Genomic DNA, 24837 nt, shown 5'->3' on the forward strand with positions numbered 1-24837 from the left:
TATACTGGCGAGAGAAGGCCGCGTCGATGGAGTGCCCCATGAAGCAGGATATGCCGAGCAACACACCGGACCGTACAGACGCGGGGCACCCTGTCCCGCATCTCGTTTCGCGCAGGAGCGTCCTTGCGGCGCTCGGCGGCGGCACAGCGTTGCTGTCGCTCTCCGCTCTTGCGGGGTGCGCGCCCGACCTTTTGGGTGGCGGCTCTGGTTCCATAGGGGCATCGGCGGGAGGCGGCCTTGCGACCATCGAGGATTCCGTCTCAGCGCCCCGGCGCGTATCCATCGCCATGGTGGGCGATGTGCTCGTGCACGAGGGCGTGTGGATGGGCGGCGAGCGTGCGGACGGCACGCGCAACTACGACCACATTTTCGCTCCCGCGCGCGAGCTTATCGAGGATGCAGACATCGCTATCGTGAACCAAGAGACCGTGCTCGGCGGCGATGCGCTGGGGCTCTCCGGCTATCCGGCGTTCAACAGCCCGCAGGAGATGGGCGATGCCGAGGCGGCAGCGGGCTTTGACGTGGCGTGCTCGGCCACCAACCATGCGCTCGACAAAGGTTTCGCCGGTATCGAGGCCACGCGCGCATTCTGGCGCGAGAACCACCCCGAGGTCGTGAGCGCGGGCATCGCCGAGACGGCCGAGGCAGCTGCCGAGATTCCGCTGATCACACGTGACGACATCACCGTTGCCATCTTGAACTACACCGAGAGCACCAACGGCATCCCCATCCCTGTGGCGAGTCCGTGGTGCGTGAACATGCTCGAGCGCGAGGCCATCGCCGCCGACGTTACCGCTGCGCGCGAGCAAGGGGCAGACATCGTGGTGGTCTGCCCGCACTGGGGCGTCGAGTACCAGCTCGAGCCCACCGACGGACAGCGCGAATGGGCGACCTATTTTGCCGAACTTGGTGTCGATGCCGTCATTGGCACGCACCCGCACGTGCTCGAACCGGTTGAGCTCATCGCGCGCTCGGATGGCGGCCAGATGCCCGTGTTCTGGTCGCTTGGCAACTTCATCTCCTGGCAGGCCCGCAAGGACACCATGGTGGGCGGATTTGCTGAGGTGACCTTTGAGATGGCTGGCGACGCGCCGCGCCTGGCCGGCGTTGCCCTCACGCCGGTGGTGAGCCACCTTTCGCTTGATACGCAGATGGCGTCCTATCCCATAGCCTCCTACACCGAGGAGCTTGCCAGCGCCAACGGCATCCGTCGATCGGGCGGGTGCGGCGACTTCACGCTCGCATGGTGCCACGACCTCTGCGCGCAGGTGCTGGGCGAGGGCTATGACCGCGAACGAGGGGTGTTTGAACTCACTGTCTAGCGCTCTAAGTGTTGCTTTGCAAGCTCTATATCTAGCGCGCTCTCCGCTAACACGTTTTTTTTGAGAACGCATCGATGTACCTGACCATGGTAGATGCGCTTCCAAATGTGTGAGCGAAATTAACCTATTGTCCAGTATTCCCGCGCCATTCTCGTACGCGCTCCCGCATGCCTGAGATATCGAGCACGCCCTCGGCAAAGCCTTTGCGCACAAGCTCGGCGGGCAAGAACTCGTCGTACTTGTCAAAGTAGGGGACCTCGCTCGGGTAGACGAGCTCGATCGGGTTCTCAATCGCTTCCGCCGCGTCCGCCACGGTGGCGAAGAACTCCTCTGAGCTGGCCTTCATCTTGAATTGCATGAAGTAGGGGCGGGCGACGTCCACGCCCGAGATGCCAAGGTCCTTGGCGCACTTGATCTTGATGAGGCGCTCGAGGGCGAGGAAGGCGTAGCTCCCGAGCCAGGGGATAAGGACCCAGGTGTCGCCGCCCAGGTTGATGAGAGGCTCGGTTGCCGCGCCCGAGAGCTCCGCGGTGCGCCGCGCCTGCGCGAGGCGGGCGCGTGCGTTCTCCAAGAGATAGGGATAGGTCTCGTGCGAGGCGAGGACCCGGCGCATGCGCTCGAGCACATGGGTATGGATGTCTCCCGGGCAGTCGCCAAAGTAGGCGGGAACGCGCCCCTTGACCTGCGTGCAGTACACGAGGTGGCGCTTCCAGTCGACCTCCTCGACCACCCAGCAGGCGCCCGCGATGGCAATGCGCTCGCCGGGCGGTGGCGGATTGACGATGGTGCCGAGCTCCGCCGATTCGCAGCGCACCGTGAACTCCTCGTTCTCTTGGAACACCGCGTAGAACTTGAACGAGTTGGTGTAGCGCTCGCCCGCAAGGCCGACGATGAGGCCGCCGCCCTCGGTCTGCTCGATATGATCAGTCTCGATGAGGTGGCGCAAAAGCACGCGGAAGTCGTCCGCCGAGACCCGGTGGAAGTAGGAGAGGGTGAGCACACGTGCGGCGAGTGCGGCCGGTGTGAGCTCGCCGGTCGACGCAAGCGTTGCCATGGTCTGGTGGTAGAGCAGGCTATAAGGCAAGCGGTCGAGGCGCGTCGGCTCGACCCATTTCTCCTCGCGATAGAGCTCTACGAGCGAGATGCCCTGCAAGAGTTTCCACGGGATAGTCTCCGGCATGGTGGTACGGGGCTCGGGCTGCTCCTCGCGCATGACAAAGTGCATCTCGGGCGGGCTCCCGCGCCTGCCGGTGCGACCCATGCGCTGCAGGAAGCTCGACACGGTGAAGGGGGCATCGATCTGGAAGGCGCGCTCGAGGCGGCCGATATCGATGCCGAGCTCCAGGGTCGCGGTGGTGACCGTGGTGTCGAGACGGTCCTCGTCGCGCATGATCTCCTCGGCGGTCTCGCGGATGGCGCTGGAGAGGTTGCCATGGTGGATGAGGAAGCGATCGGGCTCGTGCGCCGCCTCGCAGTAGGCGCGAAGCATCGTGCAGACCGCCTCGGCCTCCTCGCGGGAGTTTACGAAGACGAGGCACTTGGCGCCGCGCGTGCGTTCGAAGATGTAGCCGATGCCGGGGTCCGCGTCGGCGGGTGCCCGGTCGCTTGGGGCAAGGAGGGCACTTTCCTCAACGGGCGGGATGCGGACCTCATCGTTCTCGGCGTCGCCGTGCGGGGCTTCCGCGCCCGAGCCTCCCGCTGCGCTCGGCGTGCCGGGCAGCTCGGGCATCTCGTTTGCATCGACGCGCTCGACGGCAATGACGTCGGCCGCAATGGTACCGTCCGATCTGAGGACACTTGTCGCTGCGCCCGTGTGGCCAAACTCATCCCGCGCGCGCTCCGTCGCCTGTGGGCCGGTGATGTAGAAGTGCTCCATGGAGAGGCGCCAGGTGCGGCGGGGCTCTTCGAAGCGGGGGATGATGCAGCCCCGACTCGTGCCGGAGGCAAGAAGGGCGCCCGTGCGCTCGGGGTCGCCGATGGTTGCGGAGAGCCCTATGCGCCGTGGCTCGACGTCCGCCATGCGCGAGAGCCGCTCGATGAGGCAGAGCGTCTGGCCGCCGCGGTCACCGCGCAAAAGCGAGTGCACCTCGTCGATCACCACAAAGCGAAGGTCGCCGAAGAGCCTGGGCACCGCGGCGTGCTTGTGCATGAGGAGGGCCTCGAGCGACTCGGGCGTGATCTGGAGGATGCCGCTCGGCTCCTTCATGAGTTTGCGTTTGTGCGAGGCGGCGACGTCGCCGTGCCAGTGCCAGACGGGGATGTGCGCCTCGTCGCAGAGGTCGTTCAGGCGCAGGAACTGGTCGTTGATGAGAGCCTTGAGAGGACCGATGTAGAGGGCGCCCACGCTTGCGGGCGGGTCCTCGTCAAAGAGCGTGAGGATGGGGAAGAAGGCCGCCTCCGTCTTGCCCGAGGCGGTCGACGCCGTGAGGAGGACATGGTCATCGGTATTGAAGATGGCATCTGCCGCCGCAACCTGGATGGAGCGAAGCCCCTCCCAATCGTGGTCGTAGATGAAGTCTTGGATAAACGGCGCGTACCGTTCGAAGACGCCCATGTTTCCTCCTCCTCTCAAAGGCGCAGGCCCGTCAAACGTCAGACGCCCTAGACAACAATGGGCGTCCGACGCCCCGGTGAGACCCCGCGCTGCGTAGGGACGCGTTGGGGTATACTCGGTACGAGCAGAAGGTTTAAAGCCCTCCTGCGGTAAGGTGATAGGCGGGGAAGCCCGCGCCGAACAGCCGTCTCCGCATAAGGCGGCTGTTCCCATTTACGCGGCTTCACCCGTCGGTTAGTGTCTTATCCGATCAACAGAATCAGGATAATCACCAGTGCGAGCAGTATGGCTGCGGCGCACAGGAGACGAGTTAAAGCTGCGAGCATAGGATCCCTTCCCTCTCCCTGCGAGACTCGGAGGGCACCGCCCGCTCGATACGCTATAGTATACCACAGAATAGAACTAACGTTCGCTTACGTGATAAGACATGTTATATTGCTGGATACTTCAACCCCGAGTTCCTACAGCGTGAACTCGGCAAACGCCGACGCGTCGCGTACGGGAGAGCCTGGCGCGACCGAGGTGCCTGCTGTCGGCGCCGGAGCGCCGAGTGCGCTTGCGCCGGTACCTTCGCCCTCGTTGGGATCGCGGTCGGTTACTGCGCTGCCGCCGACCTCGCGCAGCAGATCGTCGACGGTGAGCTTGGGGTTTTGGTAGGCGATGTCAAGCAGCTCGATGAAGTCGCGGATGACCTCGCGCGGGGTGAGGTGCGTATCCGCTCCCACGCGGCCGAACTCAATCTTGAGGAAGTCAACGAGATTCTGCTCAGTGAGGCGCGGCTCGTACCCAAAGTATCCCGCATGAATCTGCTGGAGTTTCTCGATGAGGACGAGCAGCTCCTCGTAGGTGAGCGGATGCAGGTTGATGATGGGGGCGAGCATGTCGCGCATGTCCTCGCGGGCGAAGCGGCCCTGCGTGAGGCGTGAACGGAGCGCCTCGTAGGAGAAGACGCCGCGCCGCCGGTCCTCGATGGACTGCGGCGTCCCGCCCATGATGACGCCCAGGTGGTGCGCCTTGCCCTGGAGGGTGTCGTTATACATCGTGAGGATCTTCTCGTAGTTGTACTGGCGCGTGACGGTGTTGGGAATCTTGAAGAGATTCACGAGCTCGTCGATGAGGACGAGGAGCCCCTTGTAGCCTGCGCCCACAAGGAACTGCGCAAAGAGCTTGATGTAGTCGTACCAGTCATCATCGGTGATGATCGTAGTCGTGCCGAGCTCCGTGCGCGCCTCACTCTTGGTGCGGTATTCGCCGCGCAGCCACTTGATGACGCAGCTTTTGGTCTCGTCGTCCCCCTCGAGCGATGCCGCGCGATAGCGACGGAGCATGCGCGTGAAGTCGAAGCCGTGGACGAGCTCCTCGAGGGGCGCCATCTGGGCAGCGAGGGTGTCCTCACCGGTGGCATCATCGCCCGTTGCCGCCACCCAGCGGTCGAGGACGAGTGTTAGCGCACCACCCTCCGGGCGCGTTTTGGTGGAGAGGTTGCGGATGAGTTCTCGGTAGGTGGCAAGACCCTGACCCTGTCCGCCCTGCAGGCGGCGCTCAGGGGAGAGGTCCGCGTCCGCCACGACGAAGTTCTCGCCCATGGCGTGGGTGCGGATGGTCTGCAGAAGGAAGCTCTTGCCCGCGCCGTAGCGGCCCACGAGGAAGCGGAAGGACGCGCCGCCGTCCGCGATGAGGGCGAGGTCGGTCAGAAGTGCCCGAATCTCGACCTCGCGCCCCACGGTGATGTAGGGGAGACCTATGCGCGGCACGACGCCGCCCTTGAGCGAGTTCAGGATGACAGCGGCGACGCGCTTAGGAACGCGCGGTACAGATGCGGTATCGGTCATGATGCAATCAGCTCCCGTATGTCGTCACGGTAGTCGTCTATGATGCACGGGCCTGTGACGCCAAATTCGATGGCGGTGTCGCCGAGCAGGTCGAAGAGCTTCTCGTTGATGGTGTCCACCAGCAGGTCTTCAGAGATGCCGTCAGGTGTTGTTGCAGCCCGTCCGTCCAGAAGGGCGGTAACGTATGCCACTTCCTCAGGCGTGAGCAGCCCTCCTGATGGCGTCTGCACCATTGTTGGCTGAGTGGGCGCACCAGAGGGCGAGGCGAGCTCTTCCTCTGCGAGTTCCGCACGAACGGGAGGCGCCAGTGGCGCCTCCCGCAGAGCAGGACTGCTCGAAGCGGAGGGGGAGCCCGCAGCCCCCTCTTCCCGCTCCTCGTCGATGAGCAGCGCTTCTCGAGTTTCTGCCGCAGCGCTGCGGATGCCCGAGAGCTTGGAGAGGTCGATGTCTATGACGCGCGGTGCGGAAGTTTCCTTCCAGGTAAGCCACGTCTCTATCTCACGATCGATGATTTTCGCAAGATACTTGGGGCACTTGGCATCTTTGAGCTGTGGTTCGAAGGAAAGCGCCTCGCGCAGGCGGAAGTCGCAGGCACGAGCGATCTTGCCCCAGGCTTTGCTGCGCCCCTGGCCGCCGTAGATGCGTCGGCAGGTCCAAAGACCGCGACGGCAGCGGTAGCGGTGAATGGGGTCGAGCTCGTACTCGGCGTCTGCATGAGGGTGCTCCTCAAAGAAGACGGCGGAACCGAACATGGTATAGCCCATCTCGGCCTCCTCCCCAAACGAGCTTTCCACCAAACCGTGCGTACGGTTCTTTCGATAGTAGGCGAGCATGCGGACAAAGACCGCAGACGCCACATGGCGCAGGTCGTCAGGGTGCTCGTGGAAAAGGCTCGAGGCGCTCAGACGGTAGGAGGAGTGCAGGTCAATGGCCTCAAAGAGGCGCTGCTCTGTTGTCTCATCCGGTGGCAGGGGGAGAGCGGGCGCCTGGGTGCGGCGCGCCGACTTCCCGCCACCGGTTACAGTGCTGGATGCCGCTTTCTGCGGCAAGGCGGCATCTGCGAGCGGCACGTCCTCACCCAACCAATCGATAAGCGCCGGGTCAAAAGGCGCGAAGGCGCGCGCGATGGCGATGAGCTCGAGATCGAGCTTGCGGACAGGATCGTCGGACAGAAGCTCCGGGTCGAGCGCGTGGTAGATCACATAGTCATGGAGCCAGGCGCGCACGTTGCGGTCGATATCGGGGGCGAAGGCGCGAAAGTTCTCCCAGAAGGAGCGAATCTTGTGGTAGCCGTCGAGCGGGTTCTCGGCGCCGATACCGTTGATGAGCTCGTACAAGTAGACATAGGCAAACGACTTGGGTGCCTCGGCCACCTCGCCGCGGCGCACGGCAGCGCGCCAGGTGAAGTACCCCCGCAGCTGGCGGTCGCTCATATCGTTGTAGGTGGGGTAGTAGGAGGTGAAGCTCCCGTGGTAGGGGCAGTCGTCCTCAAAGTCCTCCATAAAGCGAGCCTGCCGGTAGAACAGCTCGGCCTCAGACAGCCAGCGGCCCCGCGACTCGGGCGAGCGCTCCTGCCAGCGCGAGATGCCGCGCATCTGGCGGTAGCGGTCGGGCAGGTAGCTCGCCATCTGGCGGCCGGTCCGCACGATGGGCTCGTCCTTATAGACGCTCTTTGAGAAATGGGAGCTCTGGCGCAGGCGCTCGTTAGCGTTGAGCCGTGCGATGAGCTCGTGAATATCGATGTCTGCCGTCATGTCCCACCTCCCGTTCATCTGCTACGTGGAATCTCTCTATCATACCACAGAGACAAACAGGTGTTCGTTATTGCTGCTGGATATGTTGCTGAGGTGTGGGACGGCGCTTCAGCCCATGGACCGCGACGGGCTAGCTAGATTCGTTTGTCCTGGAGGTCCCGGGCGCGCTCGATAATCGATGAGCAGGCGCGGGTTCACAAAGACCGTGGTGCCGCGCGAGACGATGGTGATGCGGTCCTGAGCCTCGCTCCCGTGGCGTCAGGCGCGCTTGCCGAGGTTCGCGCGCATGTCTTCCAGTCCCGAGAAGGTCGGGCCGCATGCGGTGACAAGCGTGCAGTCGGGCGTGGCGCATCCAGGTTTTAAGCCGCGTCACCTCCCGATTGGTAGGCGGTGGCAAGGTAGCGCTGCAGCTGTGCCTGCGCGGCGTAGGAGGTGAGGGAGGCCTGCGCGGCTGTTCCGCGTGCGGCTGTTGCAAGGCGCTCGGTGACCAGACGCCGCAGAGTGGGGTTGCGCAGTTCCGCACAGGTAGCGGATACGACACGAATGTTGGGAAACGCGTCCCGGTCAACCGGCATGCTTAGAGGGTCGTCGGTCACATCGAGAGCAACGTTGCTGTGGGGCCAGTACAGTGCCATGATCTCCTCCCGTCCTTGCGATGCGCCGGGCGCATCGTCTTCTCGCTCGATATGCCAAGCGTACGGACGAGGTCTTACAGATATTCGAAGGGGTCCAACCACAATCTGACCGGCCCAGCTCAGAGGCCCCGTTTGCGATTTTTAAAACGCTCGCGTCCGAGATGGGCGCGTGAAGGGGGTTCTTCCATATTGCGGACATATCCCCTGTATCTGGCACGATTCGCGGCGGCGCTTTCTTTCGGGACCGTTACGGCATTGGCTTGTTTGGGGGCGCATGCGGCGCGCCCGATACAATGGGGAGCACGCGCTTTTGTTTGGTAAAGTGCATCCTCACAGACGATGGTCCACGCGACGCGCCGGACCGCCCCGCAGGGAGAGACGATGGCAAGAGACAACGCCCAAGCGCTCATTCATACCTTCGACGCCGAGTTTGAGGACTACGCGCGTGACGAGTCGCGCAGCCGCGGCTGGGCAGAGAGCATCTCGTTCCCAACGGATGAGGACGAGGTCCGCGCCGTGCTGCGTGCGCTCGCTGCCGAGGGCGTGCCTGTGACAGTCCAGGGCGCCCGAACGGGCCTTGCCGCCGGTGCGGTGCCTGCGGGCGGCCATATCATGAACCTCTCACGCATGAACCGCTATCTGGGCTTGCGCAAAGACGGCGAGGGGCGCTTCTACCTGCGTGTCCAGCCGGGCGTTGTTCTGCTCGACCTGCGCAAGCATCTCTCTGCCCGCGACATTCCCGCAAGCGGGTGGGATGTGGCGTCGCGCGCAGCGCTGGACGCGTTTGCGCAGGCGCCCGTGCAGATGTTTCCGACCGATCCCACCGAGGCGTCCGCCTGTTTGGGCGGTATGGCCGCCTGCAACGCCTCGGGCGCGCGGAGCTATCGCTACGGCGCCATGCGCGGCCACGTGAGCGGCTTGCGCCTCGTGCTCGCCGACGGGGACGTGCTCGCGCTTCGTCGCGGCGAGGCGCGCGCCTGTGGCAGGGCACTTACGCTCACAACCGAGGGCGGTCGTACGATCGCGGTCGAGCTGCCGAGCTACCGCATGCCCGCGTGCAAGAACGCTTCGGGCTACTACGTTGCGGACGTTATGGACGCCATCGACCTCATCATCGGCTCGGACGGCACCCTCGGCGTCATAACCGAACTCGAGCTCGAGCTTATGCCCGCGCCTGCGGTCACCTGGGGGGTTAGCTGCTTTTTGACAGAGGAGCGGCAGGCGCTCGACGCCACGTGCGCGCTGCGCGAGCGGCTCTCGTGCGCCTCGGCAATCGAATACTTCGACCACGCCGCACTCGAGATTCTGCGCGCCCAGCGTGCGTCGGGCGCGGCGTTTGCCTCGCTTGTGGAGCCGCCTGAGGGGGCGGGGTGCTGCCTGTTTGTCGAGCTCGAATGCGCCTCTGAGGACGAGGCCATGGCGGAGCTTTCGCTTGTGGGCGAGGTGCTCGCCGCGGTGGGCGGAAGCGAGCGCGATACCTGGGTTGCCCGTACCGATACCGACCGAGAGGCGCTCACGTTCTTCCGCCATGCGGTGCCCGAGAGCGTGAACATGCTCATTGACGAGCGCCGCCGGACCGATTCTGCCATCACCAAACTCGGCAGCGACATGGCGGTGCCCAACGAGCGCCTGCACGAGGTCGTGGCGCTCTACCGCGCGACCTTGGCCGAGGCCGGGCTTGAGGCCGCCGCGTGGGGGCACATTGGCGACAACCACCTGCACGTGAACGTTTTGCCGCGCGACGCCGCAGATTACGCCGCCGGCAAGGAGCTTTTCGCCCGGTGGGCGCGCGAGGTCGCTGCCATGGGCGGTGCGGTCTCTGCCGAGCACGGTGTGGGCAAGCTGAAGCGCGACTTCCTCAAGACCATGTACGGCGAGGGGGCGCTTTGCGAGATGGCGCGCGTCAAGCGCGCGTTCGATCCCGCGGGTATGTTTGGCCGAGGAAACCTCTTTGACGAGAGCCTGCTGGAAGGGGGTGCGTGAGAGATGCATATCGTGGTCTGCGTAAAGGCGGTGCCCGCCTCGACCGAGGTCAAGATGGACCCGGTGACCAACACGATCGTGCGCGACGGCGGCGCGTCGGTGGTGAACCCATTTGACGCGACGGCGCTCGAGGTCGCGCTCTCTCTGGCCGAGGAGCGGCGGCGCGCGGGCGAGCAGTGTCGGGTGAGCGTGCTCTCCATGGGCATCCCGGCTACCGAGGCGCTTCTGCGCGATTGCCTGGCCCGCGGGGCGGACGGCGCGCTCCTTCTGTCTGACCGGGCGTTTGCCGGTGCGGATACCCTTGCCACCACCTATGCCTTGAGCTGCGGCATTGCCCATCTGGCAAAGCAGTGGGGCGAGCCTGATCTTGTGCTCTGCGGCAAGATGGCCGTTGACGGCGACACTGCGCAGATCGGCCCCGAGCTTGCCGCCACCCTTGGCGCGACGTGTGCGACCGATGTACGCGAGGTTCTCACCTGCGGCGCGGGCGCCGTAGCGGTGCGCGCCGCAGTGGATGGGGGTACCGCCGCGCTCGAGCTCCCACTGCCGGCGGTCCTTACGCTTGCACGCGAGGCGGCACAGCTGCGCATGCCGAGCATCGCGGGCGTGCGCGCCGCCGCTGAGATGCCGGTGGAGGTGCTCGGTGCCGCTGCCGTGGGCGCGGACACCGCACGCACGGGCCTTGCCGGGTCGCCCACGCAGGTGGTGCGCTCCTTTGTACCCGAGAGCCAGCATGAATCGGTGGCGGTCGACGGAACGCCGGCGGAGCAGGCGCTCCGCCTGGTAGAGATTATCGAGGGGGTGGCCTGATGGCGGGACTCGTAATCGACGCCGAGCGCTGCATTGGCTGCAAGCGCTGCGAGCGCGCCTGCGCCACGGTAGGAATCGAGGTCGTGGACCGACTCGCGCGCCCAACGGAGGGCTGCGTGCTTTGCGGGGCGTGCGTCGACGCCTGCCCGGTGGGCGCCATCTCGCTCGTGCGTGATGGGGCGGCTCAAAGCGATCTGGGGGCGTATCACGATATCTGGGTATTCGCGCAGGTGGACCGCGACGGATACCTCATGCCGGTCGCCCGCGAGCTTACCGCCAAGGCCCACGAGCTCGCCGCGGCGCGGGGCTGCGAGGTGGTGGCCCTGGTGGCCGAGGGAGAGTTCGCAGACGATGCGGCGGCGCACGAGCTCATAGCCTGCGGTGCCGACCGCGTGCTCCGGGCGCACGATGAGCGCTTCGCGCTGGTGGACCCGGAGCTGCTGGCAAGTTGGGTGTGCGCGCTCGCGCGTGCCCGGCGCCCCGAGATTGTGCTCTTTGGTGCCACGCCGCTGGGGCGCGAGCTCGCCCCGCGCGTGGCAGCGGAGCTCAAGACGGGTCTCACGGCAGATTGCACGGCGCTCTCCATCGACAGCGAAACGGGTCTTCTCCATCAGACGCGCCCCGCCTTTGGCGGCAACCTCATGGCGACGATCATGTGCCCCGTGCACCGTCCGCAGATGGCAACGGTGCGCCCCGGCGTTTTTGCGGCACCGGAGCTCGACTCCTCCCGCACGGGCGCGATTGAAGAGGCACCGCTCGATGCGGACGTACAGCCGCGCGTGCGGACCCTCGCCTTCGAGCGCGCCACCTCGTCCTCATCCATTGCGCAGGCAAAGCGGCTCGTGGTGGTAGGGCGCGGCATCGGCTCTAAGAAGAACCTCCCGCTTATGGAGCGCTTGGCGGAGCTTCTGGGGGCGCAGATCGGCTGCACACGACCGCTGGTGGAGGCGGGCTGGCTCGACTACGCGCACCAGGTGGGGCAGACCGGAGTCGCCGTCGCGCCCGAGCTCCTTGTGAGCATAGGCGTGTCGGGTGCGATCCAGCACCTGGCCGGTATCTCGGGCGCCGGCACGGTCATTGCCGTGAACGAGGACGCGCAAGCACCCATCTTTGGCGCGGCGCAGTACCGTGTGGTGGGCGATGCCGTAGAGGTGGCAGAAGAGCTCGTCGCAGCGCTCGAGGCTCGCGGTAGCGCGGGCACGCCCCCAAGCGCATCCTCGGCATGCTAGAACACGAAGTTCACGAGCACCATATAGAGCGCGGTCGAGGCAAAGATGGAAAGCAGCATGCTGTGGCGCCAGAGGTAGAGGCCGCCCGCAAGCAGGATGCCCGCCGCCTCGGGAATGCCGTGACTGCCTGCGAGGGGGTCAACGTCTTTTAAGCAGTAGACAACGAGCAGGCCAAAGACCGCGCCGGGCAGTGCGTGTCCAAGGTAGGAGATGTAGCGCGGCGTCTCGCGCCCCGGCGGGAACGCGATAAAGGCGATGGCGCGCGTGAGGACCGTTGCCGCTCCGGCGGCAAAGACGGTGATGAGCATCTGTGTGGTTGTCATGAGCGGCTCGCCTCCGCGGCGCTGTAAGCGCGCTCGATGCGCCCGCGCAGCAACGTGACGGCGATGAGGATGAGCACCATCGCGGGGATCATGAAGTTGTCTGCTCCAAAGATGGCGAGCGCCACCGCCGCAGCGAGGACGCCCGTGCAGGCGCTCAGGTGCTGCGCGTCCTTTTCCCACTGGTCGAGGAAGATCACCACAAAGAGTGCCGTCATGGCAAAGGAAACGCCCTCGATGGAGATGGCGACGACTGCGCCAAAGACGCTGCCCAGCGTGCAACCGACGATCCAGTAGAGGTGGTTGAACAGCGTCACCCAGAACATGAACCAGCCACGGTCGACGCCCGCGGGCGGCTCGGTGGCGTAGTTGATGGAGAAGGTCTCGTCACACATGCCAAAGATGAGGTGGGGACGTTTGCGACCGAGCCCCGGAAGCGCTCGAGCATTGAGAGGCCGTAGAAGAGGTGCCGGGCGTTGATGATGAGGACCACGGCAAAGGTGGTGAGGGGATCGAAGGCGCCGGCAAGCTGCGACGCTACGACAAACTCCGCCGACCCGGCGAAGATGACGATGCTCATGAGGGTGGGCATCCACCAAGGGAGGCCGAGCGAACCCGCATAGATGCCGCAGGTGATGCCTAGGAACACGAACCCGGCGAGAATGGGGATCGTGTGCGGGAACGCGGCCGCGAGCGCGGCGCGGGCACGGTTGCGGCGCGCGGCGAGGTAGGTTTGCGGGTCGGTTTCGGTCATGGGCGTATCCAGGGATAAAAGACGGCAGGACACCCTAGGGCGCCCTGCCGGTACGTGCGGTGCGTTTTGGTGCTAGGCAAAGACAGCGGCCACGCGCGCGGGAAGGCCCGTCGCGCCCTCGATGTGCGGCCACGTTACAAAGACGATGGCGCCGGTGGCGGGCACCTTGTCGAGGTTCGCCATAACCTCGACCTGAAGGTGCCCGTGGTCGAGGACCCAACGCTCGCAGGCAAGGTCATCGGCCTCGGCGGCAAGGTAGGACGCGTCGGTATCAAAGGTCTCGTGACCGTTCATCTGGATGCGGCGCTCCTCGTAGAGGAACTGGAGTGCCGGCAGCGACCAACCGGGGCAGTGCTCGCCGCCCTCGGCATCGAAGTTGTTGAGGGCGTTGTTGTCCGGCCAGCGCAGGTACCAGTCGGTGCGCAGCGCCACGAAGGCGCCCTCGGGGATGCGGCCGTGCTCGGCCTCCCACGCCTCGATATCCTCTACCGACACCGCAACATCGGGACCCTCGGCAGCAATCTTGGGCGTGAGGTCGATCACGCAAAGCGGCATGGCCATCTTATCGACGCCAAACGCCTCGGAGCCGACCTTGCCCGGGGTGAAGTGGCTTGGGAAGTCCACGTGCGTGCCAAACTGACCAGGGAACTTGTAGGTGTGGATGCGGCAGGAGAGCATCTCCTCGTCGTAGTCAAAGACAGTGCGGCAGAGCTCGACCGACCCCTCCGGAATGCCCGCCCAGTAGGGGCTCTCGTTGGTGAGCGGATGGGTAAGGTCGACCCAGGTTGCAGATTGCAGCTTCTCGAGTTCAGGCCAAAGGCTCATGGGGTCCCCTTTCCTAGGAAACAGGCTGTTGCTGAGTGTCTTGTATTGTAGGCGCCAGTTGGCTTGGCCACGGCTGAGGACGGGTTGTTTACATGGAAGCAAATCTGTGGCGCGCCCCACTAGCACGGAAAGTTTCATCTGAAAATAGGCTGTTTATGTGTAAGAATAGAACACATGTACGATATTGTGAAGTGATGGGAGGACGTATGGGATCGAGGGCGGTTGCAATATGCTCGAGCATCCGAGTCAATCGCCAGTGGCGTCTTTGTTTCCAATGGAATGGAGAGGAGGCGGTGGAAGTTGAATTCGTCGACTACCATGGCTGATATCGTGTCGACGCCAGGGGATATCCTGCTCGAGGAATTCCTTGTGCCTTTGGGCATCAGTCAATATCGGCTGGCAAAAGCGATTGGAAAACCCCAATCTGCTATTTCTGACATTGTGCGTGGGAAGCGCGCGATCACTCCAGAAATGTCGTTGCTGCTCGGTAAGGCGTTGGGGACATCTCCCATGTATTGGCTTAACCTGGAATCGACGTATCAGCTTAAGCTGCTGCAGGACCAAGATCTTTCCGACGTCGTAGCGTTGGTCGGATAGCTTCGTTCACCTCGGTCGCCAAGCTCGAGGTTAAGTCGAGCGTACTCGCGGAGGTATTGCGCCCTTGCGAACCTGTGGTTAGATTTGCTCGTCCACCCAAGCGCGCAGGTGTCCGTCCATCCGGTTCATGAGCTGCGCCGTCGCCCGGTTGGTGAAGGGGCGCTCGATGCCAAAGGGCCTCTCGAAGGGCTGGAAGATGAAGCCCTGGTCGAGTGCGATCTCGAGGCTTGCGGGATAGACGAGCTCGTAGGTGAAGCAGGAGAGGGCAACGAGGTAGTCCGCCGGCTCGGTCCTCTCGTCGCGCCGCACGCAGCGGTGCGCAAAGAACGCATCCTCGGTGGCGGGGGAGACGGCGCTGGCGAGAAGTTCGTCCTCTGTGATGCCAAGGACGGTCTGGACGTCGTCGGTGTAGGTGACGCGCAGGATGTCTATCTTGTCCGCATCGCGCACGACGTCGCAGACAGCGCGTGTGCGTATGTCAAGCTCATCGGGCAGGCGGAAGGCGCTGTGATAACCCACGGCCGCGCGGATGAGGGCGCTCGCGGCAGGATCTGAGGCGGCCTCGGGGGCAAACGCGGCGAGTGCACCCGCCTCGCGCGCATGCGCTGCGAAGGCGTCGTCTGCGCGAGCCGCCGCCACGACGTTTACGAGCACAGGGTCATCCAGGTGGCTGGCACCCTCAAAGAGCACGTCCACGCCGATGGCGGCATGGTCTGCCGAGGCGCGGTCGTTAAAGGTGTCCCAGCGCCTCAGCTGCTCAAAGCGGCCGATATCGTGCAAGAGGCCGGCGAGCCAGCAGAGGTCGATACCTGCCGGCGTAAAGCCCTGGGCGCGCGCAATCTCCTCGGCAAGTTCTGCAACGCGCAGGGTGTGTTCGATCTTGAGCGCCACGCGCGGGTTGCTCGCATCGTAGGGTGCCACATAGGCGTCAAACGCTGCTCGCGCCCTTGCGCGGTCGATTTCCAACGGTGCCATGGTTTTCAGCCTCTATTCTCGACAAAAGACAAATTGGCTAGATATGTTATCCAGTTTGCCCGGAAACTGGTAACAAACTCTTACCAGTTTTGTGAAGACATGACTGACCAGCTAGCCTGCTTCTCGCACCTGCAGTTTTCGCTATGCGTCCGGCATCGCCAGCATGGTGCCCGCAAAGACCGGCGTGCCCAGCTGATGGTCGATAATGAGGTAGGCGAAGGGCCGGTTGAGGATGACGTCGTAGACCACCGGCTCGTCAAGCGGTGCCGAGGCGCCCGCCTCCAGACCGATGGAGGTTGCCGCGGCGGCGCGCGTGCCCTCCTCGTTCACGTCGATAAAAGTCTTGTGCAACACCTGCCCGATATAGAGCGGTCCGTCCTCGTCGGTGCCCATGGGGGTAAAGTCGGCGAGCTCGGGGTCAAAGGCCGTGTTCATGCCGAGTGCGCGCAGCGCGTCCGTGAGCTCGGTGCCGTACTCGAACTTGAACTTAGGCAGGCCCGCATTGACCTCAGCGTTCACGACCGGCTGGAGGAGCGCTTCGAGCGCAGGGCCATCGAGCGCGGCGACGGCGTCGGCGAGGGAGACGCCCCCGCGCGGCAAGAGGCCCACAAAGACATAGCGATAGTCGGCGTACGGCCTAACGAAACCTTGGAGCTGCTCGTTCTCCACGTAGGCGCCTTCGTGCGAGCGCATCATCCGCACCGTTTGCTCGGTGCCGTCCTCGCACGTGAAGACGTCGTCCTCCACATCTGAGTCCTCATACGGTTCTTCCCAAGCGTCCTCAAAAGTGAGCGCGTTGATAAGGTAGAGCCGTGCCGCATCGGGGATTTCGCTGATGAGCTGCTCGATCATATGGTTGGTATGTTTGTCCACCCAGGCGTTGATGTCGTCTATGGTGGTTGCGTCAAAAGGTGCCGAGAATACGCTTGCATCGAGCTCGTTCGCGCAGGTGGCAAGGTAGTCGTCGCCCACCTCGAGAGAATCGGTTTCGCGGATCCAGATGGAGTTTGCCAGGTGGAGTGATGCCGTCGTGCCGCCTTCGTTATCGCCCTCGCCGTCGAGCTCGGTGCCCCACAGGTCGCCGGTCTCAAGATAGTGCGCATAGGTGCCCAAGTAGGAGTTGAGCTCGTCGGTGCCAAGGCCGGTTACCGCGGAGAGTTCGTCGAGCGTGGTGCCCGCGGCGCCGTTTTGTGCGAGCGCAAGCGCATAGCGAATCGAGAGGGGAGAGATGAAGGTGTTGGCGCGCTCGTCCTTTGCGCAGTCTGCCTGCGAGCAGGTGCGGAGCAGATTCGCTGTAAGCGTGTACGATGCCGATAATGCCTGTTCGTCCGACAGGATGGTATAGGGGTCCTCGCCGCTGATTGAGAAGGACGCCGCTTCGCGCGCAGGCTCGGTGAGGTCGGTTGCGGTGAGCGCAAGCGCGCCGTCTGTGTTGTCGCAGCCGGTAAGAGCCACCGGTGCCACAGCTGCGGTTCCCAGAAGCGCGGCAAGCTCCATCATCGAGCGGCGGGAGAGCACAGGGGCAACAAGGTCGTTCGTACGCATGGTGGCCTCCTTCTGGTCGGAGCGCGTTTTCCCATTGTACCCCGTGCGACGCAGCGGAATTATCGTTCGCACGCTGATTAGGGGGGGCACGTGGGGAATACTTCCCGTAAAGCCATTGCTGGCGAGAAAGAGAGAAGGTGCTGCCATGATTCCCGAGATTGTCCTATTGATCTCTGCAATCGCTGTGGTTATCAGCGCCCTGTGCGCATTGCGGGGCAGTCTCCCTAGGGCCGCTCTCGCCGCCCAGGGTGTGCTATGCACGGTGGTTCCCACGCTCATCATTGCCGATCTCAACCGCATGGCGCAAATTCCCGATTTTCAGGGGATGATTGACGTGCTACCCGCGTGGCTCTGGGGCTGCATCATCCTCATCGCCATCGTTGTGGTGCTGGACGTTGTGGCCGTCGTTCGCGAGCGTCGGAGCAACTGTTAGGCCGTTCACTCTATGCAGGACACGGTTTAGCTTGTCTCAAGGTTTTGCTTGCCAGGTTTGAGAACTCTCAGACGTTGAGCGGCTGTGCGGCTCAATGCAGCTGCACCGCCGCAAGGGTGGCGACGGCGACGGTGCCGATCCAGAATGCGAGAGGGACGGCGTTCGGCATAAGTGCTGAGGCGGCGGCAATCACGATGGCGAGGATTGCTGTCGCCGATTCGCAGGTAAGGCGAACGCGCTTAGGCATGAGGTCGACTACGTCGAGGGCGCCGATGCAAGCGAACGAGACGTCAAGCGCGACGGCGCATAGGACGAAATCAATCGTCTTGCCAGTAGAAACGCCTAACGCTCCCATGCAGAGGCCTACGGCGATCGAGGAGAGCGTGGCGACGATGAGGCCCGGCAGCACGTTCCAGATAAAGAGCACTTGCGTTGACACGGGAAGATGCTCTCGGAAGAAGCGGTTCCTCACGTCCGCGATAAAGACGCGGGCGAGCGTTCGGGGCGCATCTGAGCTGTTGATGGCGAGTAGGATCCAGCTTGCTGCGCCGAGTATGCGCGCGCCCGTCTCGCCGCCGAGTATTGCGGCCGTCGTACTTGCTTGCGCGAGCGTGCCGGATAGCAGTGCGGCTCCCAGCGGTGCGATGAGGGCGCCGGCGGCTATAAGGGCAGGTATCACAGCAATTTGCCGGACAAGCGAGATCGACGAGCGCGCAAGGACGACGAGCGAGCCTTGGGCGCGGGGCATACGGATGCGCGGTGAACGACGCGCCTCTCGACGACTTTTGGTGAGAGCTCGGTACGCCTTTGGGTTGTATACCGCCATGCGGCGTACTGTATACAGCGAGGGATTAGTCGCAGCCTCGCTAGAGAGTGCGACAGGGGAGAGCATGCGGGCGGCGACGGCGGCGAATAGAATTGCTGCGATAAAGAATATGCTCGCACCGAGCAAAGGAACAAGGTTTCCGTGCAGCAGGTCGAGCGCGATGTTCTGACACGTGGTGAACAACACCGCGGCGACGCAGACAAGGGCCGTCGCTCCGATAAGGACGGCGATTGCGAGCGCAGGGCGTCTCGCGCGTCCCAAGCGCAGGCGTGTTATTCCTATCACCCATGCGATGGCATATGCCGCAGAGCATGCAAGGCCCAGGGTAGCGCCATAGGGAAGACAACTGGGGAGCGTCGGGGCACCGCCTGCCGACGCTAAGGCAAAGGCGGCGACAAGATAGCCCGCGCACGTGCACGTGACCGCGCGGACAACAATACGCTTCGCAAGCTCGATGGCGCTCCACGAGATGATGGAGACGGGCTGCTGTGTGAGCCAGGCAACATCGGGCGGCGATGGAATCCAGGGAGCACGCCACGCCGCGCGTACTGTCCATGCTGCAGCGGCGGTGGCAGGAAGCACAAGCGCCGCACCAGCAATCAGGCGGCCTAAGTCTGCCAGCAGCGCTGCCTCTTGGGGACTTGATGCCTGCGCTGCACCAACGACAAGACCGAGGATCCAGAGCCAACAGGCGGTGACCGCCGCCCCCACAATCACAACGAGGTACGCAAGGTAGGCGCGCTCGGCGACACCGCGCGCCTCGTCGAGGTCCGTCCCAGCGGCCCAGGGCCAAAAGTTGAGCTCAGCACGCAGGTGCTTTGCTTCAAGCCATAAAAGCGCGGGAAGCTCGAAGGACATGAGGGCCTCGTTATCTTTCAACGTGCACGGTGTCGCTGTGCGCGCTGACGGCAAAGGGCTCGTTCGCGACATCGCATGTCGAGAGGGTCCCGTTGTCAAGTTTGAGTACGCGCGTGGGTACAATGGTTTTGAGCTCGTGGTGGCAGCTCATAAGCACGGCGCAGCCCTTGCCTGCGACGCGGGCAATCTCGTCTTCCAAGATTGCAGCGGAGGTGGGGTCGAGCGGGCCTGTGGGTTCATCAAGCAAGAGGCAGGCGGGCTCGAGCGCCAGTGCAAGCGAACAGGCGAGCTTCTGGAGCATGCCACGGGAGAAAGTCTGAGGGTATTGATCACAAAAGGACGCGATGCCAAAGCGTTCGAGTAGCCGGTCCGCCTCATTCCAACGCGCGTCCTCCCAGCGGTTGGCCCGACCAAGCAGCTCGACGTGTTCGTAGGCGGTAAGGTCGTCGTAGAAAGCGGGCACGTCCGCCACGAATGCCATGCGGTTGCGCTTCTTAGAGCTCAGCTTTTCAAGCGTCGTCCCCTCAAAGGTAATCTCACCAGCGCGCAAACGCTCCCACCCGGCAAGACAGCGCAAAAGCGTCGATTTGCCAGCGCCATTCTCGCCAACAAGAAGCACCATCTCGCCTGGCTCGAGTGCGAGTGAGACATGCTCCCACACGTTGGTGCGTCCGTAACCGAAAGCAATGTCAGGTGGGTAGTAGTCTGTAAATGGTATTGTATTAAGTATCAAATATGGGATCTGATACAATACCTTAAAGAGTGTTCTAGAACATACCAAGGAGTAGGAAATGGCTGCCATTTATTCTTCCGCAGCGCTCAAGACGCGTCAACGCGAGATTAAGAATGAGGCTCAGAAGCAGGTCGTGCATATCACAGAAAATGGTAACGCCGCGTTTGTTTTCTGCTCCGAGGAAGTCTTCGAGAGCGAGATTCGCCGCGCAGCGGAGAACGCCGCATACGAGGAGCGCATGCGTGCCGTACTGGAGCGCGGGCGAATCGATTACGCCACAGGACGTTTTATTGAGGGAACGGACTCCGCGTTGGCAGAAATCGAGCGGAGGGCGGCTGCCCGTGTCTAGGATGGTGTACACGGAAGGGTTTCTCGATGATGCTGCAGCAGTGTGGTCGGGACAGGTCCGGGATCGTCTTGGTCGCATGCTTGCCGCGATAGAGGCGTTTCCAGAAATCGGTTCTCGCGATATTCCGGCGTCGTTGCGCGCCCAATACGGGGACGGTATACGCAAAGCGGTGGTGGAGCCGTTCGATCTGATTTATGAGTATGATTCAAAGACCGATAGCGTTATCGTCTACGGTCTTGTCCATTTCCGAGCGGCACACTAACGGACGGTTTGTACGCCTCATATACGAATCGAAGAGGCCCCGGAGGGATTCCGAGTAAACATTCCGCAGGCGCACAGCGCCGAGGACGTTTACGAGGAACCCTCCGGGGCCTCCCGTGGGATGCGATATGCGCGTCTACGCGAAGTAGCTCACGCCGCCCTCGAAGATGGGCATGTACTTGTCGCCCGGCACGTTCTGGTAAAGACCGTTGCCGCTGCGTTCCACGTGGCCCATCTTGCCAAAGACGCGACCGTCCGGCGAAGTGATGCCCTCGATGGCCATGACCGAGCCGTTGGGGTTCACGTCGAGGTTCATGCTGGGCGTGCCCGCGGCGTCCACGTACTGCGTGGCAATCTGACCTCCGGCGATGAGCTGCGAGAGCACCTCGTCGTTGGCGACGAAGCGGCCCTCGCCGTGGCTGATGGCGACGGTGTGGATGTCGTCCACGTCGCACTTGGAGAGCCAGGGGGAGAGGTCGCTCGCCACGCGCGTGCGCACAAGGCGGCTCTGGTGGCGGCCGATGGTGTTGAAGGTGAGCGTGGGGGCGTCCGCGGTGGCGTCGACGATGTCGCCGTAGGGCACGAGGCCGAGCTTCACGAGCGCCTGGAAGCCGTTGCAGATACCGAGCATGAGACCGTCGCGTGCCTGGAGCAGGTCGCGGACCGCCTCGGTGACCTCGGGCGCGCGGAAGAACGCCGTGATGAACTTGGCGGAGCCGTCCGGCTCGTCACCGCCGGAGAAGCCGCCGGGGATCATAACAATCTGGCTCTCGCGGATGCGGCGTGCGAGCTCGTGGGTGCTCTCTGCAACCGCCTCGGGCGTGAGGTTGTTGATGACAAAGGTGTCAGCCACGGCACCGGCGCGCTCGAAGGCGCGGGCGGTGTCGTACTCGCAGTTGTTGCCCGGGAAGACGGGGATGATCACGCGCGGGCGCGCGAACGTCTCGCCGGTGTGGATCGCCTTGATGCGGCCGGTCTCGGCGCAGCGGTAGCTGACAGGCTCCACCGCGGGGAGCTTCTCGGCCTCATCGGCGGGCGTGCGGTAGGCAAAGACGCTCTCGATGCCGCTCTCCCACGCCTCCTGCAGCTCGGCAAGGTCGATGACCTCGTGTTTGCGACCGATGTAGGTGAGCTCGTAGGCCTCGTCGGTCTCGCCGAGCTCAAACACCTCAAGCTCGTCACCGTAGGCCGGCAGCTCGGCGCCGTCAGCAAGCTCTACGATGAAGCTGCCGTAGGCGTGGTCGGTGAGGTCGATGCCGTTCTCGTCCTCGATGCCCGGCGTGTAGGCAAAGCCGATGCGGTTGCCCACGCACGCCTTGAAGACCGCCTCGGCGATGCCGCCAAAGCCCGGCGTGGAGGCGGAGAGGACCTTGCCCTCGCGCACGAGCTGTTCGACAAGCTCAAAGGCCTTGAGCTGGCTCGTTGCTTCGGGGAGGACGCCTGCCCACTCGTAGGTGGGGCAGATGAGCGCCACGCGGTGGCCGGCGCCCTTGAACTCGGGGGAGACGACGTGGTCGAGCGAGCCGGTTGCCACGGCAAAGGAGACGAGCGTCGGCGGGACGTCGAGGTCCTCGAAGGAACCGGACATGGAGTCCTTGCCGCCGATGGCGCCGATACCGAGGTCGACCTGCGCCATGAGGGCGCCAAGCACCGCTGCCATGGGCTTGCCCCAGCGCTCGGGAACGTCGCGCAGGCGCTCGAAGTACTCCTGGAAGGAGAGGTAGGCGCGCTTGTGGTCAAAGCCGGTCGCGACGAGCTTGGCGACGCTCTCCACCACGGAGAGGTAGGCGCCGCGGTACTGGTCGGCGCTCATGATGTAGGGGTTGAAGCCCCACGCCATACCGGAGACCGTGGTGGTCTCGCCCATCACGGGGAACTTGGCCACCATGGCCTGAGCGGGGGTGAGCTGCGTGGTGCCGCCAAAGGGCATGAGCACGGTGGCAGCGCCGATGGTGGAGTCAAAGCGCTCGGCAAGGCCCTTGTTGGAGGCCACGTTGAGGTCGCTCACGAGGGTGCGCATCGCGTCGGCAAAGGTCTCCGCGTCGTCGCCCGGGGCCGCCGGAATCTCGTCGACAGCCTGGACGGGCACGTGGACGGCCTGGTGCTTGGGCGCGCCGTTGCTGGCGAGGAATTCGCGCGACAGATCCACGATCACGTCGCCGTCCCAGGCCATGCGCACGCGCTTCTCGTGCGTGACCTCGGCGATGACGGTCGCCTCGAGGTTCTCCTCCGCGGCGTAGCCCATGAACTCGTCGACGTCGTCCTCGGCCACGGCCACGGCCATGCGCTCCTGGGACTCCGAGATGGCGAGCTCGGTGCCGTCCAAGCCCTCGTACTTCTTGGTCACTTGGTCGAGGTCGATGTAAAGGCCGTCGGCGAGCTCGCCCACCGCTACGCTCACGCCGCCTGCGCCAAAGTCGTTGCAGCGCTTGATGAGGCGGCACGCGTCCTCGCGGCGGAAGAGGCGCTGGAGCTTGCGCTCCATGGGGGCGTTGCCCTTCTGGACCTCGGCGCCGTCCTTCTCGATGGACTCGACGTTGTGCGCCTTGGATGAGCCGGTGGCGCCGCCGATGCCGTCACGGCCGGTGCGGCCGCCGAGCAGGATGATCTTGTCGCCGGGTTGGGGCTCCTCGCGGCGGACGTGGGACGCCGGCGTGGCACCCACCACGGCGCCGACCTCCATGCGCTTGGCCACATAACCCGGGTGGTAGAGCTCAGAGACCTGACCGGTGGCGAGGCCGATCTGGTTGCCGTAGCTCGAGTAGCCGGCGGCGGCGGTGGTCACGAGCTTGCGCTGGGGGAGCTTGCCCGCAAGCGTCTCGGACACGGGCACCGTTGGGTCTGCGGCGCCGGTGACGCGCATGGCCTGGTAGACGTAGCTGCGGCCGGAGAGCGGGTCGCGGATGGCGCCGCCGATGCAGGTCGCCGCGCCGCCGAAGGGCTCAATCTCGGTCGGGTGGTTGTGGGTCTCGTTCTTAAAGAGGAAGAGCCAGTCCTCATCCGTGCCGTCGACGTCGACTTTGACCTTGACGGTGCAAGCGTTGATCTCTTCGGACTCGTCAAGGCCGGTGAGCACGCCCTCGTGCTTGAGCCACTTGGCGCCGAGTGTGCCCATGTCCATGAGGCAGACGGGCTTCTCGTCGCGGCCGAGTCGTGTACGCATCTCAAGGTAGCGGTCAAAGGTGGCCTGCACGACCTCGTCGTCGATCGTAACGTCGTCGAGCACCGTGCCAAAGGTGGTGTGGCGGCAGTGGTCGGACCAGTAGGTGTCGATCACGCGGATCTCGGTGATGGTGGGGTCGCGGTCCTCGGAGGCAAAGTACTCCTGGCAGAAACGCAGGTCGGCGTCGTCCATGGCAAGGCCGCGCTCGGCGATGAACGCGGCGCGGGCGGCCTCGTCCATCGCGCGGAAGCCGTCGAGCACCTCGACGGGCTCGGGCTCGGGGATCTCGGTCGTGAGCGTGTCGCGCAGCGCCAGGTCGCACTCGCGGGACTCAACCGGGTTGATGACGTAGTGCTTGATGGCCTCGACCGTCTTGGGCGCGAGGTCGCCGGCGATCACGTAGAGCTTGGCGCAGCGCACAGTCGGGCGCTCGCCCTGGGAGATGAGCTGCACGCACTCGGCGGCGGAGTCGGCGCGCTGGTCAAACTGGCCGGGGAGCGCCTCGACCGCGAACGCGGTGAGCCCAGGCGCGGTGACCGAGATGCCCTCGCCCGTGCCCGCGGCGCCGATCGTCACGCCCTCGATGGCGAGCTCGCGGCAGGCGGTGTCGACCTGGGGCTCGCTGAACACCACGGGGACGCAGCGCTCAAAGAGCGCCTCGTCGATGCCCTCGACATCGTAGACGTTCACAATGCGCAGGCTCGCCTCAGCGGGCAGGCCCTCGGCGATGACGGTGCGCAGCTCAGCCAGAAGCTGGTGCGCCTCCACATCGAATCCCGGTTTCTTCTCTACATAGATGCGCGAGACCATAGCGCCCCTTCCGTGGGTGTCGTTGCATACCGTCCCCATGATACCAGCGCACGGGGCAGCGCGACTCCGGAGCGGGGCCTTCGCGGAAAACGCAACCGGCCGCCCGAAAGGTTCCTCGCAAACGTCCTCGGCGCTGCGCGCCTGCGGAATGTTTGCTCGGAATCCTTTCGGGCAGCCGGGCGCGTGCCGTGACAGGCGCGTGTCGGGTTCGTGACTGTTCCGTAAGGCGATGAGCGCATGTTCGTCACACATCTGATCGAGCGCTTAAG

General features: G+C 64.2%; 22 protein-coding genes. 9 read left to right on the forward strand and 13 right to left on the reverse strand.

The window, feature by feature from the left end:
- The first annotated feature begins 38 nt into the window (after positions 1-38).
- Positions 39-1322: a CapA family protein gene (locus B5F89_RS00215; RefSeq protein ID WP_158098368.1), complete on the forward strand. Its 1284-nt coding sequence runs from the start codon at positions 39-41 to the stop codon at positions 1320-1322.
- A gap of 124 nt (positions 1323-1446) precedes the next feature.
- Here B5F89_RS00215 and B5F89_RS00220 read toward each other — a convergent pair whose 3' ends face one another.
- The 4 genes from B5F89_RS00220 to B5F89_RS00235 form a co-directional block, all read right to left on the reverse strand.
- Positions 1447-3876 (reverse strand): DEAD/DEAH box helicase, encoded by a 2430-nt coding sequence (locus tag B5F89_RS00220; protein WP_087429807.1) that lies wholly within the window; start codon positions 3874-3876, stop codon positions 1447-1449.
- A gap of 461 nt (positions 3877-4337) precedes the next feature.
- Positions 4338-5708: an ATP-binding protein gene (locus B5F89_RS00225; protein WP_087429808.1), complete on the reverse strand. Its 1371-nt coding sequence runs from the start codon at positions 5706-5708 to the stop codon at positions 4338-4340.
- Entirely contained in the window at positions 5705-7462 is a 1758-nt protein-coding gene (locus B5F89_RS00230; RefSeq protein ID WP_204230527.1) for a TerB N-terminal domain-containing protein, read from the reverse strand. Before B5F89_RS00230 ends, B5F89_RS00225 begins: the two co-directional genes overlap by 4 nt.
- 359 nt (positions 7463-7821) lie before the next feature.
- Positions 7822-8097, reverse strand: a complete 276-nt coding sequence (locus B5F89_RS00235; RefSeq protein ID WP_087429810.1) for a hypothetical protein — start codon at positions 8095-8097, stop codon at positions 7822-7824.
- A 381-nt stretch (positions 8098-8478) separates the two neighbouring features.
- Between B5F89_RS00235 and B5F89_RS00240 the strand changes: the two genes are divergently transcribed.
- From B5F89_RS00240 to B5F89_RS00250, 3 genes are read left to right on the forward strand one after another with little or no spacing between them, the layout of a single operon-like run.
- A complete protein-coding gene (locus tag B5F89_RS00240; protein WP_087429811.1) occupies positions 8479-10080 on the forward strand; it encodes an FAD-binding oxidoreductase in 1602 nt (533 codons plus the stop codon).
- Between the two features lie 3 nt (positions 10081-10083).
- Complete coding sequence (locus tag B5F89_RS00245; protein ID WP_087429812.1) at positions 10084-10890, forward strand: electron transfer flavoprotein subunit beta/FixA family protein; 807 nt, start codon at positions 10084-10086, stop codon at positions 10888-10890.
- Positions 10890-12119 (forward strand): electron transfer flavoprotein subunit alpha, encoded by a 1230-nt coding sequence (locus B5F89_RS00250; protein ID WP_087429813.1) that lies wholly within the window; start codon positions 10890-10892, stop codon positions 12117-12119. Before B5F89_RS00245 ends, B5F89_RS00250 begins: the two co-directional genes overlap by 1 nt.
- Here the strand turns inward: B5F89_RS00250 and B5F89_RS00255 are convergent.
- The 4 genes from B5F89_RS00255 to B5F89_RS00265 form a co-directional block, all read right to left on the reverse strand.
- Positions 12116-12442: a branched-chain amino acid transporter permease gene (locus tag B5F89_RS00255; RefSeq protein ID WP_239286600.1), complete on the reverse strand. Its 327-nt coding sequence runs from the start codon at positions 12440-12442 to the stop codon at positions 12116-12118. The two genes, B5F89_RS00250 and B5F89_RS00255, sit on opposite strands and share 4 nt — an antisense overlap.
- Positions 12439-12834 carry a hypothetical protein gene (locus B5F89_RS10265; RefSeq protein ID WP_255375138.1) on the reverse strand — a complete coding sequence of 132 codons (396 nt, stop codon included), beginning with the start codon at positions 12832-12834 and terminating at the stop codon, positions 12439-12441. The genes B5F89_RS00255 and B5F89_RS10265 overlap by 4 nt, the downstream gene beginning before the upstream one ends.
- Entirely contained in the window at positions 12753-13193 is a 441-nt protein-coding gene (locus B5F89_RS10270) for an AzlC family ABC transporter permease (RefSeq protein WP_255375139.1), read from the reverse strand. The genes B5F89_RS10265 and B5F89_RS10270 overlap by 82 nt, the downstream gene beginning before the upstream one ends.
- 72 nt (positions 13194-13265) lie before the next feature.
- Positions 13266-14018 (reverse strand): cyclase family protein, encoded by a 753-nt coding sequence (locus B5F89_RS00265; RefSeq protein WP_087429814.1) that lies wholly within the window; start codon positions 14016-14018, stop codon positions 13266-13268.
- 206 nt (positions 14019-14224) lie between these two features.
- Between B5F89_RS00265 and B5F89_RS10000 the strand changes: the two genes are divergently transcribed.
- Entirely contained in the window at positions 14225-14344 is a 120-nt protein-coding gene (locus B5F89_RS10000; RefSeq protein ID WP_158098369.1) for a type II toxin-antitoxin system RelE/ParE family toxin, read from the forward strand.
- Positions 14337-14615 (forward strand): HigA family addiction module antitoxin, encoded by a 279-nt coding sequence (locus tag B5F89_RS00275; RefSeq protein ID WP_239286601.1) that lies wholly within the window; start codon positions 14337-14339, stop codon positions 14613-14615. Before B5F89_RS10000 ends, B5F89_RS00275 begins: the two co-directional genes overlap by 8 nt.
- Positions 14616-14693: 78 nt before the next feature.
- Here the strand turns inward: B5F89_RS00275 and B5F89_RS00280 are convergent, their stop codons facing one another.
- Positions 14694-15590 carry an HD domain-containing protein gene (locus tag B5F89_RS00280; RefSeq protein ID WP_087429817.1) on the reverse strand — a complete coding sequence of 299 codons (897 nt, stop codon included), beginning with the start codon at positions 15588-15590 and terminating at the stop codon, positions 14694-14696.
- A gap of 141 nt (positions 15591-15731) precedes the next feature.
- The gene (locus B5F89_RS00285; RefSeq protein ID WP_158098370.1) at positions 15732-17135 is read right to left on the reverse strand and encodes a serpin family protein; all 1404 of its coding nucleotides are present in this window, start codon (positions 17133-17135) and stop codon (positions 15732-15734) included.
- A 145-nt stretch (positions 17136-17280) separates the two neighbouring features.
- Between B5F89_RS00285 and B5F89_RS10005 the strand changes: the two genes are divergently transcribed.
- Complete coding sequence (locus tag B5F89_RS10005; RefSeq protein ID WP_158098371.1) at positions 17281-17568, forward strand: hypothetical protein; 288 nt, start codon at positions 17281-17283, stop codon at positions 17566-17568.
- Positions 17569-17659: 91 nt separating this feature from the next.
- On the opposite strand, the gene B5F89_RS00290 is transcribed toward B5F89_RS10005, so the two are convergent.
- Together B5F89_RS00290 and B5F89_RS00295 are read right to left on the reverse strand one after the other, a co-directional pair.
- On the reverse strand, positions 17660-19252 hold the full coding sequence (locus tag B5F89_RS00290) for a hypothetical protein (RefSeq protein WP_087429819.1): 1593 nt from the start codon (positions 19250-19252) through the stop codon (positions 17660-17662).
- Positions 19253-19262: 10 nt separating this feature from the next.
- The gene (locus B5F89_RS00295) at positions 19263-19913 is read right to left on the reverse strand and encodes an ABC transporter ATP-binding protein (protein WP_158098372.1); all 651 of its coding nucleotides are present in this window, start codon (positions 19911-19913) and stop codon (positions 19263-19265) included.
- A gap of 130 nt (positions 19914-20043) precedes the next feature.
- Between B5F89_RS00295 and B5F89_RS00300 the strand changes: the two genes are divergently transcribed.
- Together B5F89_RS00300 and B5F89_RS00305 are read left to right on the forward strand one after the other, a co-directional pair.
- A complete protein-coding gene (locus B5F89_RS00300) occupies positions 20044-20334 on the forward strand; it encodes a hypothetical protein (protein ID WP_087430100.1) in 291 nt (96 codons plus the stop codon).
- A gap of 1 nt (position 20335) precedes the next feature.
- Positions 20336-20596 carry a hypothetical protein gene (locus tag B5F89_RS00305; RefSeq protein WP_087430101.1) on the forward strand — a complete coding sequence of 87 codons (261 nt, stop codon included), beginning with the start codon at positions 20336-20338 and terminating at the stop codon, positions 20594-20596.
- Positions 20597-20731: 135 nt separating this feature from the next.
- Here B5F89_RS00305 and B5F89_RS00310 read toward each other — a convergent pair whose 3' ends face one another.
- Positions 20732-24568, reverse strand: a complete 3837-nt coding sequence (locus tag B5F89_RS00310; RefSeq protein ID WP_087429821.1) for a phosphoribosylformylglycinamidine synthase — start codon at positions 24566-24568, stop codon at positions 20732-20734.
- Positions 24569-24837: the final 269 nt, after the last annotated feature.

The organism is Collinsella sp. An307, from assembly GCF_002161805.1.
Classification (GTDB): domain Bacteria; phylum Actinomycetota; class Coriobacteriia; order Coriobacteriales; family Coriobacteriaceae; genus Coprousia.